At 69.6% G+C, this 12,663-nt stretch carries 13 protein-coding genes and 1 pseudogene; 10 read left to right on the top strand and 4 right to left on the bottom strand.

Features of this window, described 5'->3' with window-relative positions:
- The 5 genes and pseudogenes from RMO04_RS01135 to RMO04_RS01115 form a co-directional block, all read left to right on the top strand.
- A pseudogene (locus RMO04_RS01135) lies at positions 1-1,348 on the top strand (hypothetical protein); the annotation flags it as partial.
- A 124-nt stretch (positions 1,349-1,472) separates the two neighbouring features.
- Positions 1,473-2,480 carry an agmatine deiminase family protein gene (locus tag RMO04_RS01130; protein ID WP_309642960.1) on the top strand — a complete coding sequence of 336 codons (1,008 nt, stop codon included), beginning with the start codon at positions 1,473-1,475 and terminating at the stop codon, positions 2,478-2,480.
- Positions 2,480-3,358 (top strand): N-carbamoylputrescine amidase, encoded by an 879-nt coding sequence (gene aguB, locus RMO04_RS01125; RefSeq protein ID WP_309642959.1) that lies wholly within the window; start codon positions 2,480-2,482, stop codon positions 3,356-3,358. The genes RMO04_RS01130 and aguB overlap by 1 nt, the downstream gene beginning before the upstream one ends.
- An 11-nt stretch (positions 3,359-3,369) precedes the next feature.
- On the top strand, positions 3,370-3,900 hold the full coding sequence (locus RMO04_RS01120; RefSeq protein WP_309642958.1) for a GNAT family N-acetyltransferase: 531 nt from the start codon (positions 3,370-3,372) through the stop codon (positions 3,898-3,900).
- Entirely contained in the window at positions 3,897-4,430 is a 534-nt protein-coding gene (locus RMO04_RS01115; protein WP_309642957.1) for a GNAT family N-acetyltransferase, read from the top strand. Before RMO04_RS01120 ends, RMO04_RS01115 begins: the two co-directional genes overlap by 4 nt.
- On the opposite strand, the gene RMO04_RS01110 is transcribed toward RMO04_RS01115, so the two are convergent.
- Together RMO04_RS01110 and RMO04_RS01105 are read right to left on the bottom strand one after the other, a co-directional pair.
- Entirely contained in the window at positions 4,427-5,215 is a 789-nt protein-coding gene (locus RMO04_RS01110) for a phosphatase PAP2 family protein (protein WP_309642956.1), read from the bottom strand. The two genes, RMO04_RS01115 and RMO04_RS01110, sit on opposite strands and share 4 nt — an antisense overlap.
- An 82-nt stretch (positions 5,216-5,297) precedes the next feature.
- Positions 5,298-6,179, bottom strand: coding sequence for a MaoC/PaaZ C-terminal domain-containing protein (locus RMO04_RS01105; protein ID WP_309642955.1), 882 nt, complete (start codon positions 6,177-6,179; stop codon positions 5,298-5,300).
- A 199-nt stretch (positions 6,180-6,378) separates the two neighbouring features.
- Between RMO04_RS01105 and RMO04_RS01100 the strand changes: the two genes are divergently transcribed.
- Entirely contained in the window at positions 6,379-7,176 is a 798-nt protein-coding gene (locus RMO04_RS01100; RefSeq protein WP_309642954.1) for a SapC family protein, read from the top strand.
- Between the two features lie 43 nt (positions 7,177-7,219).
- On the opposite strand, the gene RMO04_RS01095 is transcribed toward RMO04_RS01100, so the two are convergent.
- Positions 7,220-7,612: an acyl dehydratase gene (locus RMO04_RS01095; protein ID WP_309642953.1), complete on the bottom strand. Its 393-nt coding sequence runs from the start codon at positions 7,610-7,612 to the stop codon at positions 7,220-7,222.
- 128 nt (positions 7,613-7,740) lie between these two features.
- Between RMO04_RS01095 and RMO04_RS01090 the strand changes: the two genes are divergently transcribed.
- The 4 genes from RMO04_RS01090 to RMO04_RS01075 all read left to right on the top strand — a co-directional run bounded on the left by RMO04_RS01090 (position 7,741) and on the right by RMO04_RS01075 (position 12,152).
- Positions 7,741-9,006, top strand: a complete 1,266-nt coding sequence (locus tag RMO04_RS01090) for a GNAT family N-acetyltransferase (protein ID WP_309642952.1) — start codon at positions 7,741-7,743, stop codon at positions 9,004-9,006.
- Between the two features lie 13 nt (positions 9,007-9,019).
- Positions 9,020-9,304 carry a hypothetical protein gene (locus tag RMO04_RS01085; protein WP_309642951.1) on the top strand — a complete coding sequence of 95 codons (285 nt, stop codon included), beginning with the start codon at positions 9,020-9,022 and terminating at the stop codon, positions 9,302-9,304.
- An 88-nt stretch (positions 9,305-9,392) separates the two neighbouring features.
- A complete protein-coding gene (locus RMO04_RS01080; RefSeq protein ID WP_309642950.1) occupies positions 9,393-11,525 on the top strand; it encodes a protein-disulfide reductase DsbD domain-containing protein in 2,133 nt (710 codons plus the stop codon).
- Between the two features lie 12 nt (positions 11,526-11,537).
- Complete coding sequence (locus RMO04_RS01075; protein WP_309642949.1) at positions 11,538-12,152, top strand: thioredoxin family protein; 615 nt, start codon at positions 11,538-11,540, stop codon at positions 12,150-12,152.
- Here RMO04_RS01075 and RMO04_RS01070 read toward each other — a convergent pair whose 3' ends face one another.
- A complete protein-coding gene (locus RMO04_RS01070; RefSeq protein ID WP_309642948.1) occupies positions 12,153-12,599 on the bottom strand; it encodes a hypothetical protein in 447 nt (148 codons plus the stop codon).
- Between the last annotated feature and the right edge of the window lie 64 nt (positions 12,600-12,663).

The raw sequence follows: 12,663 nt of genomic DNA, 5'->3' as shown, positions 1-12,663 counted from the left end.
CGTCCAGCGGCTGGCGAGCGGCCTCTTCACGGAAACCACGGGGACCCCGGGCTTCACCCAGGCGATCGGCGCCTCGGCGTTGAACGTCAGCCGCACCGACGCGCGCACCTTCTACGACCTGCCTGGCGCCGTCCGGAGCTTCCAAGGTGGTGGCAGCGCCTCGCCCCTGGCCGAGGTCGCGGCCTTCACCCCCGGGTTCAACTTCCCCTCCGATTGGAAAGCGTTCCTTTCGGCGCAATACGACTTGCCGTTCGCTTGGGCGGAAGGCGTGCGGGTGGGCGTCGATATCGTCGGCACAAAGACGAACGACGGCCTCTACATCCGTGACACCCGCGCCGTGCCGCTCGTCATCAACGGCGCTCTGGCTCGTTTGCCGGATGGCCGTATCCGCTACGACTCGGTGAATGCTACCGCCGCTCAACGCGCCGCGGCCGGCGTCAGCTCGGTCAGCCCCAACTCATCGAACCGCGATCTGGTCTTCTACAACCACGATAAGGGCTATGCGGTCGTCGCCGCCTTGTCGCTCTCGAAGTCCTTCGACTTCGGCCTCGACCTGACCGGCAGCTACACCTATCAGAACATCAAGGACTTCTCCTCGTCCCTGCGGTTCTCCTCGACCCAGAGTTCCAGCTACCAGTCGCCGGCGGGCATCGATCCTAACGAACCGGCCTACGGCACCTCGTACGAAGAGATCGAGCACGGCTTCAAGTTCGAAGCCAGCTACGCTCGCAAATTCTTCGGCGATCTGGACACCCGCGCGACCCTGTTCGGCGAGCGTCGGAACGGTCGGACCACCAGCTTCGTCATGTCCGACGCCACCACGGGCCGCGGCCCGGTGTTCGGCGTCAATCGCGGCTCCAACCACCTGCTGTACGTGCCTCAGATCTCGGGCGGCGGCGGCGCCAGCGGCCTCGACTACGGGCCGGTGACCTTCGCCGACGCGGCTACCCGCGACAACTTCCTGCGACTGGTCCAGCAGTTCGGCCTGTCCGAGAACCAGATCCAGGACAAAGGCGTCTTCAAGAACGATGACATCAACGTCCTCGACCTCCAGATCAGTCAGCAACTGCCGTCGCTGATCGCCAGCCACAAGTTCCGCGTCGTCCTGGACATCCAGAACGTGCTGAACCTGCTGAACGACAAGTGGGGCATCGTCGACGAGTATACCGACGTCACCAACGTGGTGAGCGTCGCGTGCGCCAACGCCGCCGGCGTTGCGGTCGCGGCCGGCGATTTCGCCTGCCCGCGCTACCGCTACTCGAACTTCAACGCGAGCGCCTTCAACAAGAACATCAACACGGGCCGATCACTCTGGACCATCCAGGTCGGCCTCCGCTACGAGTTCTAAGCTTCTCGCAGCGACGGAATCGAAGGGGGGGGGCGCAGCGGTGCGGCCGCCCGTTTCTTATGCCCCGCTTGACCTTGGCCCCGCATCCGCCCATCTGCGCGCGTCCGATCAGAGTAGGAAGACCATGACCGTCCTCGTCCCCGCCGAATGGGCTCGCCACCGCGCCATGTGGCTGGGTTTCCCCAGCCATGCGGAGCTGTGGGAGGAGGACCTGGCCCAGGCCCAGGCCGAGGTCGCCGCCCTGGCCCGCGCCCTGGCCGGTCCCGGCGCAGAGCGCGTGCGCCTGCTGACCGGTTGCGACGCCGGCGAGGCCGATGCTCGGCGGCTGCTGGGCGACGCGGCGGGCGTGGAGATCGTCCCCGGCCGGTTCGGCGACATCTGGCTGCGCGACACCGGCCCGATCTTCGCCAAGGGCCCCGCGGGCGACAGCGCCCGGGGCTTCCGGTTCAACGGCTGGGGCGGCAGCTACGAGCTGGAGCACGACGACGAGGTGGCCGGCCAGATCGCCCAGGCTTCCGGCGTTCCCCTGGTCCAGCACGACTTCATCCTGGAGGGCGGCGCCGTCGACCACGACGGGATCGGCACGGTGCTGACCACCGGCCAGTGCGTGCTCAATCCCAACCGCAACCCCGGCTGGACGGAAGCCGCCGCCGAGGCCGCGCTGGCCACGGCCCTGGGCGCGCGCAAGGTGCTGTGGCTGGGCGATGGCCTGGCCAACGACCATACCGATGGTCACGTGGACAACCTGGCCCGCTTCGCCGCACCGGGCGTCGTGGTCTGCCCCATGGCCTATGGCCGCGGCGACGTGAACGTCGAGGCCTATGACGACGCCGCGCGGCGCCTGGCCGCCATGACCGACGCCGACGGTCGCCCGCTGCAGGTGGTCCGCGTGCCCTCGCCGGGCTGGATCGACAGCCATGAGGGCGGCGCCGCGCCCGCCAGCCACATGAACTTCATCATCGCCAATGGCGCCGTGATCATGCCCACCTATGGCGAGAGCCGCGCGGCGACCTTCGCGCTAGAGGCGCTCAAGACCGTGTTCCCCGATCGCCAGGTCATCGGCCTGCCGTCCGACGCCATCCTGACTGGCGGCGGGTCCTTCCACTGCATCACCCAGCAGGAGCCCGCCTGATGGCCCGCACGATCAACGTCGCGGCGATCCAGACCGCCTACGGCATGGACCTGGCCGCCAACATCAAGACGACCGAGGGCTTCATCCGCCAGGCCGCCGCCGCCGGCGCCCAGGTCATCCTGCCGTCCGAACTGTTCCAGGGTCCGTACTTCTGCGTCGCCCAGGAGGAGCGCTGGTTCGCGGAGGCTCATCCGTGGCGGGAGCATCCCTGCGTCACCGCGCTCGCCCCGCTGGCCGCCGAGCTGGGCGTGGTCCTGCCGATCTCGATCTTCGAGCGCGAGGGCCCGCACTATTTCAACAGCCTGGTGATGGTCGACGCCGACGGCGCGCTGATGGGGCTCTACCGCAAGAGCCATATCCCCGACGGCCCGGGGTACATGGAGAAGTACTATTTCCGGCCGGGCGACACGGGCTTCAAGGTCTGGGACACCCGCTTCGGACGCCTGGGCGTCGGCATCTGCTGGGACCAGTGGTACCCGGAGGCCGCCCGCGCCATGACCCTGATGGGCGCCGAGGTCCTGCTCTATCCCACCGCTATCGGCTCGGAGCCGCACGACGCCAGCCTGGACACCGCCGCCCCGTGGCGCCGCGCCATGCAGGGCCATGCCGTCTCCAACGTCATCCCGGTGGTGGGCGCCAACCGCATCGGCTTCGAGCCCTGGGACGGCTATCCCAATGGCGGCCAGCAGTTCTATGGCTCCTCCTTCATCGCCGACCATCGCGGCGACCTGGTCTCGACCCTGGGCCGCGACGATGAGGGCTTGGTGCAGGCGAGCTTCGATCTCGACTTCCTGGCCGCCCACCGCGCCGCGTGGGGCTTCTTCCGCGACCGCCGGACCGACCTCTACGGCGCGTTGACGGCGCCGCGCCCGGCCTGATTGAATCGGGCGTGATCCAGACGTCCCGCCTCATCCTGCGTCCCTTCCGGGAGGACGACCGCGACGCCTTCGCCGCGATGAACGCCGACCCGCGCGTGGGCGACTGGCTGGGCGGGGTCAGCGACCGGGCCGCCAGCGACGCGATCCTCGACCGCATCAACGCCCATATCGAGGCTCACGGCTGGGGCCTGTGGGCCGCCGAGCGCAAGTCCGAGGCGCGGATGGTCGGCATGATCGGACTTTCCACCGTCAAGGCCGAGGCCTTGCCGGTCGGACCGGCCATCGAGATGGGCTGGCGTCTCGCCCCCGAGGCCTGGGGCCAGGGCCTGGCCGGCGAGGGCGCCCAGGCCGCCCTCGACTGGGGCCTCGCCAACATCGACACGCCCGAGATCATCGCCTTCACCGCGGCGACCAACCTCAAGTCCCAGTCGGTCATGACCCGCATCGGCATGACGCCCGACCCGTCCCGCGACTTCGATCACCCCCGGCTGGCGGAGGACCATCCCCTACGCCGCCATGTCGTCTACGCGAGGCGCCGATGAGACTCGAGACCGAGCGCCTGATCCTGCGCCGCTTCGACCAGCCCGGTGACCGCGACGCCTTCGCCGCCATCTGCGCCGACCCGGTGGTCATGGACTGGCTGGGCGGGACGCTCACCCGCGACGAAGCCGACGCCCGCGTCGACCGGGTGGAGGCGAGCTGGGAGGCCAACGGCCACGGCCGCTTCCTGGTGGAGCGAAAGTCCGACGGCGCCTTCCTGGGGTGGAACGGGATCATGCGGGCCTTCGAGACCCTGCCCATCGCCGGGGTTCCGGAAATGGGATGGCGGCTGGTGCGCGAGGCCTGGGGTCAGGGCTACGCCACCGAGGCGGCGGCCGCCGTGTTCGCCGACGGGTTCGGGCGCTTGGGCCTCCCCGAGATCTGGGCCTTCACCGCGCCCAGCAACCTGCGTTCTCAGGCGGTGATGACGCGCCTGGGCATGGTCCGGCGTCCGGAGTTGGACTTCGAGTATCCCGACCAGCCGGTAGACGGGCCGTTGCGCCAGTCGGTGGTCTTCATCGCGACGGCCTAGCAGCCGCTGGGCGCGGTCCGGGCGCGGGCGATCTCGGCGTGGGCCCTGCGCATGTCGGACTGGAACGCCGGGTCGCCGTGCAGGGTCGCCACCATGGCCGAGGCCAGGGTGCGGCCGGCTTCGATGTCGCTGGGATAGTGAACGCCGCAGATGGCGCGGCTGTCGCCCACGGACTTGCCCACCGCCAGCACCGAATCGGCCTTCGCGGGCTTCAGCTCCGCCAGGATCAGCGCCCAGGCCCAGCCGGTCATCGAGTGCCCCGACGGATAGGAGGCGTTGGTCTTCATCCAGTCTTCGCGCGGCACGCAGATCGCCCGGTCGTCGCCGATCATCGGCCGCGGCCGGTTGTAGGCGTCCTTGGCGGGTGTGCCGATGGTCCTCACGTCCAGCTCGATGCGGTGGAGAACCTTGAGCGTGGCGGGGGTGTTCGTCTCGTCCAGGGCCACGCCCATCTTGCAGGCGTACTGCTTCAGCGCCCCGCCGCCCCACAGGTCGTTGTCGACGATGGCCTGGGCCCAGCGCGGGCTGCCCTCCAGCGAGCGGGTCTCCAGGTAGCGGGCGCGGTCGGCCTTGCCCTGCAGGCTGTCGGGCGTGGGCGGCGGACCCAGCAGGGCCGCGCCGTTCAGGTCGTCCTTCGACAGATAGCCGGTCAGGGTGGTGGGGATGGGGTTGAGAGGGGCCGCCAGGCTCGGGTCGACCGGCGGCGCGGCGGGCGCGAGCGCGGAGCAGGCGGTCAACAGGGCCACCAGGGCGGCGCCGGCGAGGATCGAGGAGGTGCGGACCATCAGGCGTTTCTAGAACGCCATTCCGCGATTGGGAACGGCTCTTCCTCCCCCGTGACCCACGGCGACGGGGGAGGAAAAACGGTCAGCGCAGGACGGTCAGGCCGTTCTTGATCACGGTGGCGCCGCGTTCCTTCACGCGGGCCTCGAACGATATGTTCTTGCCGTCCTTCCACAGGTCGACGGTGATCGTGTCGCCCGGGAAGACCGGGGCGGAGAACCGCGCCTGGTGGCTCAGGATCTGGTCGGGGTCGAAGTCGGTGATCGCCTGCAGCACGGCGCGGCAGGTGATGCCGTAGGTGCACAGCCCGTGCAGGATCGGGCGCGGGAAACCGGCGCGCTTGGCCACGTCAGGATCGGAGTGCAGCGGATTGCGGTCGCCGTTCAGGCGATAGAGCAGGGCCTGATCCTCGCGGGTGGTGAAGTCCACCGACAGGTCTGGCGCCCGGGTCGGGACGACATGGGGTTCCGGCGCCCCTTCCGACGGGCCGCCGAACCCGCCGTCGCCGCGGGCGAAGGTGGAGCCGGTCAGGGTGGCGACCTTCTCGCCCTTCTCGTCGGTCCAGATGGTTTCGTTGATGATGACGGCGCCCTTGCCCTCGCCCTTGTCGAAGGCGCCGGCGGTGCGGCCCTGCGCGGTGTAGGTCCCGTGCGCGGTCAGCGGCTTGTGCAGTTCCACCTTCTGCTCGCCATGCACGACCATCAGGAAGTTGATCTGGCTGGGACGATGGCCGGCGGGCATCTCCGGCGCCGGTCCGGCCGACCCACGCAGGCCCGAGGCCAGGACGGTGGCGGCGGTCGGAATGACCTTGAGATTCTTCTCATAGACGAAGGGAAGTTCCGTCTCGTTCATGGGGTCCTGGCCCATGCCGACGCCCAGGGCGTACAGCATCACGTCCTTGTCGCCATAGGTGAAGGTGCGGGGGGCCGTCTTCTGATCGAGAATGTCGGGGTAAAAAATCGCCATGAAAATGTATCCTCCGGTATGTCGCCTTGTCGGCGTTTCGATATGCGGCGGATTGAAGCCGTTCGGGTGGCCGGAGGCAAGACGCGCGCGAGCCCATTTGCCGCCTTGGCAAGCATCGGGTAGAAGCGGCGACCTTGTCGGAGCCAGCTTGTAACGGCGCGCCGACGTCCAACTTCAATCGCCCAGGATCATCTCAGCAATGGCGACGACCACTCAAACCGGCATGGGCCAGCTCACCGGCAATGTGCTGTTCTACAAGAAGCCGGAGCCGCTCTCCATCGACCTGCACAAGGGTCTGGGCGTCAAGCGCATGGACGGCCCGTTCAATTTCGCCCGTGAGGGCCACGCCATTCCGCTGACGGTCACCGAATTCAGCCTCGCCGGCGTCTGCGGTCCGATCATCTTCGTCGGCGACGAGAAGATCCCGCTGATGGTCATGGGCCTGAACCCGGGGACCAACATGTTCCTGCAGGAAAACGGTCTGTTCGAGCCGGGCGTCTACGTGCCGGCCTATATCCGCCGCTATCCGTTCGTGTTCGCCAACGACACGAGCGCCGGCCAGATGATCCTCTGCATCGACCGCGCCGCCGAGTTCGTGGTCGAGGGCGGCGACATGACCTTCTTCGACGATAAGGGCGAGCCCACCGAGTACACCCAGGGCTGTATCCAGTTCTGCAACGACTACGAGACCGAGCGCCAGCGCACCCTCAGCTTCGTTCAGATCCTGAAGGACCTGGACCTGTTCGAGCTGAAGACCGCCAACTTCACCCCCACCAATGAAGACGGCACCGCCGGCGAGCCCCAGAAGGTCGCCGACTATTTCGGCGTCTCCGAGACCAAGCTCAACGCCCTGCCGGCCGACAAGTTCGTCGAGCTGCGCGACAACGGCGCCCTGGGCCAGATCTACTGCCACCTGACCTCGCTGGTCGGCTGGGACCGCCTGATCGCGCTCGCGACCTCGCGCATGCCCGCCCAACCCCAGGCGGCCAACGCCTAGGACGACTTGACGCCCACCCTCCCCCTTGTGGGGAGGGTGGATGCTATCGCGCGAACACGCTCCGCGTCAGGCAGGAGAAGACCAGGCGCCCCGCCTCGTCCAACAGGTCGTGCTGGGCGATGACGATGCCCTTGCCGTCGCCGACGGGGTCCTTGCCCATCACCGTCATCCGCCCGCGCAGCAGCTCGCCGGCCGGCGGGTTGCGCGCCCAGCGCAGGGCGTCGACGCCCAGGCGCTTGGTCTGCGGCCACGCCATCGCCGAGGTTGAATCCAGCCGGCACCAGATCGCATAGACCATGGCGTCGGGCGCCCCGCGCTCGGCCGGCCAGCCAGGGGCGAAGGCGGCGATGAAGGCGTCCAGCGCGTCGGCGTCCACGGGGATCTCCCCCAGGGACACCACCTGACCCATCTCGATATCGTCGAATGACGCGGGCATGGCCTGAACTCCGGAACAACGGTGATTCGCCGATGATGGCGGGTGAACGCGACAAGTCGAGTGTGGCCGCGCAACACTTGGCCCCAAGCATAGGCCACCCCATCCTGATGTCTAAGATGGGGACGCCGATGCCGAATTTCCTGGAGACCGATCGCCTGGTCCTGCGGCCGTTCACGACGGACGATCTGGAGCACCTGGTCGAGCTCGACAGCGATCCTCGGGTGATGACCTTCCTGACCGGCGGCAAGCCGACGCCGCGGGCGACCTATGTCGAAAACCTGCCGCTCATGATCGCTGGGCGCGGACGTCTGGAGCGCTGGATATGGGCGGCGCGGGAAAAAGCGAGCGGCGTCTTCGTGGGATGGTTCTCGCTACGCCCCGATCCGGCCGGCGATCCCGACGAGGCCGAGCTCGGCTACCGCCTGCGCCACGCCGCCTGGGGGCGTGGTCTGGCGACCGAGGGCGCGGCCCGCCTGTTGGAGGTGGCCTTCGAGGAGCTCGGCCTCCGGCGCGTCCACGCCCAGACCATGAGCGTCAACCTGGCCTCGCGCCGGGTGATGGAGAAGCTCGGTCTCACCTATGTCCGCACCTTCTTCGACGACTGGCCCGAGGTCATCGCCGGCGCCGAGCACGGCGAGGTCGAGTACGAGCTGACCCGCCTCGCCTGGGACTGGCGCGCCGACGCCTGGCGGCTCCGCGCCCTGGCCCGCCGACTGCCGGACATTCCCCGCTGGGTCGAGCTCCGCGCCGGCCTGCTGCGGGGCGAGGGCGAGGTCTTCGGCCTCACCGAGACGCCTGAACTGTCGTTCGTCTACCGCGACGGGGACGGGGAGACGGTCCTCCTGTTCGGCCCGCCCGACGAGGCCGCCTTCGCCCAGGCCCTGACCCACGATGTCGAGGCGGTGCTGGCCGGATCCGAGCAGGCCGCCTGGCTGGCGGAGCGCCTGCCGGACTGGACCTTCGAGCGCGGCCTGCTGCACCTGTCGGCCGATCCGTCGCGCCTGCCCTTGCCTGACGCGGGCGATGTGCGGTTCGTCGACGTGACCGCCCTGGCCGATGTTCCCTTGCCGGACGATCTGCGCGAGGAGCTGGCGACCTATCCCGACGGCGCCCCGGTCAGCGCCTCCTTCGTCGACGGGCGCCCGGTGGCCTTCTGCTACCCCGGCGCGGTGACCGAAACCCTGTGGGACGTCTCCATCGACACGGTTCCGCAATTCCAGCGCCAGGGCCACGCCGGGCTGTGCGCCGCCCACATGATCGCCCACATGGGGGCCCAGGGCCGCGCGGCGGTCTGGGATGCGGTGGAGGACAATCCCGCCTCCTGGAAGCTCGCCGAAAAGCTCGGTTTCACGCGCATGGACGAGATCGCCATCTTCACCGCGCCGGGGGCGTGATACGAACCTGCCGATGGCGAGTGGATGGATGATCGGGGTGATGGTGGAGCTGGCGGGCGAGCCCGCGCCCCTGCGCCATTTCTTCGCCGTCGGCCATGAGGACCGCAACAAGGCCGAGTGGACCGCCATCGACCGCGCCATGCTGATCGGCGGCGTGGCCACCAGCCCCTTCGGCGGCCTGGAACCGGTGCATGTGGTCAGCGAGCTGTCGGCCCAGACGGTCCGCGCCCTGGCCCTGAAGGCCGGCGAGGTCCGCCCCCTCGGCTGGAAGTGGCCAAGGCGCTGGATCACGCTGTAGCGCCGCATCCGCCGCGCCAGCCACAGCGTAGCTTTGCGGATTGCTCCTCGCGGGCCATATAGCGGGCGTAGCTTGTCGGGATGAACGGATGACGCGTTTCTTCGCCCAGATCTTGGCGGCCCTGGTCGTCCTGACGGCGTTCCCCGCCCTGGCCCAGCCCGTCGACACCGGCCACTTGGTGGCCGAGCTGGTGGCCCGCGACGCCACGGTGACGCCCGGCGCCACCACCTACGTCGCCCTGCGCCAGAAGATCGACAAGGGCTGGCACACCTACTGGCGAAACTCCGGCGACAGCGGCGAGGCGACCCGCATCGTCTGGACCCTGCCCCCCGGCTGGACCGCGGGCGACATTGTCTGGGCCACGCCCCAGCGCCAGCCGACCGGCCCGCTGATGAACTACGGCTATCATGACGAGGTGCTGCTGCCCGTCGCGATCACCGTCCCGGCGAGCGCCAAGCCGGGCGAGACCGTCACGCTTAAGGCCGCCGCGGCCTTCCTGGTCTGCGAGGAAATCTGCGTCCCCGAGGACGCCGTCCTGACCCTGACCCTGACGGTGGCCGACGGCCTGGCCCAGCCCGATCCCACCTGGGGCGCGGCCATCGCCAAGGCCCTGGCCGACGCGCCTGGTCCCGCGGGCCTCACGGGCGTCTTCGCCAAGCAGGGCGCCAGTGTCGCGCTCGCCGTCACCGGCGCGGCCCTGAAGGGCGTCGATCTCTCGGAGGCCTACTTCTTCCCCTTCGACTCCAGCATCCTCGACCACGCCAAGCCCCAGCCCATCGAGCGCGGGCCTGACGGCCTCACCCTGACCCTGACCCCCGGATACGCCTTCCAGGAGGGCGCGGGCCCCAAGGCCATGAGCGGCGTGCTGAGCCTGGGCGACAAGGCCTATGAGATTTCCGCCGATGTCGGCGCGCTTCCGGCCGGCGCCTCGGGCCTCGGCCCGCCGCCCAAGTCCTCGGGCGGCGACGGCGGGTCTCTCAGCCTGCCGCTCGCCGCGGCCTTCGCTTTCCTGGGTGGGCTGATCCTCAACCTGATGCCCTGCGTCTTCCCGATCCTGGCCATGAAGGCCGCCTCCCTGGCCGGCCACGCCCATGATCGGCGCGCTGCCCAGGCCCAGGGCCTGGCCTTCCTCGCCGGCGTCCTGGCGACCTTCCTGGCCCTGGCCGGCGCCTTGATCGCCATTCGCGCGGGCGGAACGGCCGTGGGCTGGGGCTTCCAACTGCAGTCACCCCCGGTGGTGGCGGGCCTGGCCCTGCTGATGCTGGCCGTCGCGCTGAACCTCTCGGGGGTGTTCGAGGTCGGGACCTCGCTGCAGGGCGCGGGCTCTGGCCTCGCCAGCCGCCAGGGCCTGGCCGGCGCCTTCTTCACCGGGACGCTGGCCGTCGTGGTGGCCGCCCCCTGCACCGCGCCTTTCATGGCGCCCGCCCTGGGCTGGGCCCTGACCCAGAGCGCCCCGGCCGCGCTCGCCATCTTCCTGGCGCTCGGCCTGGGCTTCGCCGCCCCGTTCGCCCTGGCCGCCTTCGTGCCGGGCCTGCTGGCGCGCCTGCCCAAGCCCGGCCCCTGGATGGATGGCTTCAAGAAGCTGATGGCCTTCCCGATGTACGGGACCGCCGCCTGGCTCGTCTGGGTGCTGACCATCCAGGCGGGGAACACAGCGCTCGCCCGTGTCTTCGCCGCCGCCGTCGTCCTGGCGCTCGCCGCCTGGCTGCTGGGCGTGGCGCAGCGCCGGCATGCCGAGGGCGGCAAGCCCCTTGTCCTGACCGGCCTGGGCGCGGCCCTGTCCATCGCCGCCATCGCCGCGGCCGTCTGGCCCAGCTACGGCGGGCCGCAGGTCGCCTCGACGCAACCTGCCAAGGGCGGCGCGCCCACGGTCCCCTATGAGGCCTACAGCCCCGAGAAGGTCGCCGCCGCCCAGGCCGCCGGCAAGCCGGTGTTCGTCAACTTCACCGCCGCCTGGTGCGTCACCTGCCAGGTGAACGAAAAGGTCGCCTTCGCCACCCAGGGTGTGGCCGACGCCTTCAAGGAAACCGGCGCGGTCTATCTGAAGGCCGACTGGACCCTGAAGGACGCGGTCATCGCCGCCGAGCTCGCCAAGCATGGCCGCGCCGGGGTTCCGCTCTATCTCGTGTATGGCGCGAAGGGCGGCGACGGCGTTATCCTGCCTCAGATCCTGACCGAGGGCCTGGTCGTCCGCGCCTTGAAGGACGCCCAGACCCGCTGACCCGAGGTTCCCATGACGTCTGCTTACAAGCTCGCCCTGGCCGCCACCGTTTCGCTCGGCTTGGCCACCAGCGCCGTCGCCGCCCCCGTCCTGGGCCAGCCCGCCCCGGGCTTCACCGCCAAGGATGGTGACGGCAAGACCCGCTCGCTCGCTGAGTTCAAGGGCAAGACCGTGGTCCTGGAATGGACCAACGGCGGCTGTCCCTATGTGAAGAAGCACTACGACTCGGCCAACATGCAGGGCCTGCAGAAGAGCGCCACCCAGGACGGCGTGGTTTGGCTGACCCTGATCTCCTCGGCGCCGGGCAAGCAGGGTTATGTGGCGCCGGGTGAGGCCAAGACCTGGAAAGCCTCGACGGGAGCCGGCTCCACCGCCCTGCTGCTGGATCCTGCCGGCCAGGTCGGCAAGATCTACGACGCCAAGACAACCCCCCACCTGTACGTGGTCGATAAGGCCGGGACCCTCGTCTACCTGGGCGGCATCGACGACAAGCCGGTGGCCGATCCCGCCAGCCTCAAGGGCGCCAAGAACCACGTGGTCGCGGCCCTCGCCGACGTGAAGGCCGGCCGCGCGGTGTCGACCCCCGCCTCCAAGCCCTACGGCTGCTCGATCAAGTACGCGGAGTAGCTAGACCTGCCCCTCGGGCGGCGAGGTGATGACCTCGACATTGTCGTTGAGCAGGTAGCCTAGGTCCTGGACAGCCTGGACGCGGGCCTTGTCGGTCGCCGCGTCTTCTAGGGCCTTGAGCTTCAGCGGCAGGTCCTCGGCGATCCCCTTGAGGATGCACTTCAGGTCGCCATCCGTGCCGCGCTTGGCCAGCGCGAAGTGGCCCTGCATGTCCAGCGCGGCCAGTTCGCCGATCGCCTGTTTGAAGGCGGGCGTCGGCGGCCCGGCCTTGAACGCCTCGACGGCGGCCTTCAGGGCGCCGGCGCGGGCGACGATGTCGGCGAACAGGGGCTCCTTGGCCACCGAGACGGCGGGCGGCGGTGGGGGCGGGCTGATCCCGGCCGAGCCCGGCGGCGGGGCGGCGGCCAGCCACAGGACGGCGACGGCGGCGACGGCGGCGCAGGACATGGGCGACCCTTCTGGCGGATTGGCGAAAGACAGCGCTTTGGGCTTTTGCTACGCCCGCAGGGTA

This window comes from Phenylobacterium sp. (assembly GCF_031412415.1).
Lineage (GTDB): Bacteria > Pseudomonadota > Alphaproteobacteria > Caulobacterales > Caulobacteraceae > Phenylobacterium.
This window is presented reverse-complemented; position numbering and strand designations above follow the sequence as displayed.

Bases quoted from the DNA above. Each gene is read 5' to 3' on its own strand.
- RMO04_RS01110 (WP_309642956.1), bottom strand. From the start codon at position 5,215: ATGGTCCGCACCTCCTCGATCCTCGCCGGCGCCGCCCTGGTGGCCCTG.
- RMO04_RS01085 (WP_309642951.1), top strand. From the start codon at position 9,020: ATGGCGAGTGGATGGATGATCGGGGTGATGGTGGAGCTGGCGGGCGAG.
- RMO04_RS01075 (WP_309642949.1), top strand. From the start codon at position 11,538: ATGACGTCTGCTTACAAGCTCGCCCTGGCCGCCACCGTTTCGCTCGGC.
- RMO04_RS01090 (WP_309642952.1), top strand. From the start codon at position 7,741: ATGCCGAATTTCCTGGAGACCGATCGCCTGGTCCTGCGGCCGTTCACG.
- RMO04_RS01095 (WP_309642953.1), bottom strand. From the start codon at position 7,612: ATGCCCGCGTCATTCGACGATATCGAGATGGGTCAGGTGGTGTCCCTG.
- RMO04_RS01115 (WP_309642957.1), top strand. From the start codon at position 3,897: ATGAGACTCGAGACCGAGCGCCTGATCCTGCGCCGCTTCGACCAGCCC.
- RMO04_RS01080 (WP_309642950.1), top strand. From the start codon at position 9,393: ATGACGCGTTTCTTCGCCCAGATCTTGGCGGCCCTGGTCGTCCTGACG.
- RMO04_RS01100 (WP_309642954.1), top strand. From the start codon at position 6,379: ATGGCGACGACCACTCAAACCGGCATGGGCCAGCTCACCGGCAATGTG.
- RMO04_RS01105 (WP_309642955.1), bottom strand. From the start codon at position 6,179: ATGGCGATTTTTTACCCCGACATTCTCGATCAGAAGACGGCCCCCCGC.
- aguB (WP_309642959.1), top strand. From the start codon at position 2,480: ATGGCCCGCACGATCAACGTCGCGGCGATCCAGACCGCCTACGGCATG.
- RMO04_RS01070 (WP_309642948.1), bottom strand. From the start codon at position 12,599: ATGTCCTGCGCCGCCGTCGCCGCCGTCGCCGTCCTGTGGCTGGCCGCC.
- RMO04_RS01130 (WP_309642960.1), top strand. From the start codon at position 1,473: ATGACCGTCCTCGTCCCCGCCGAATGGGCTCGCCACCGCGCCATGTGG.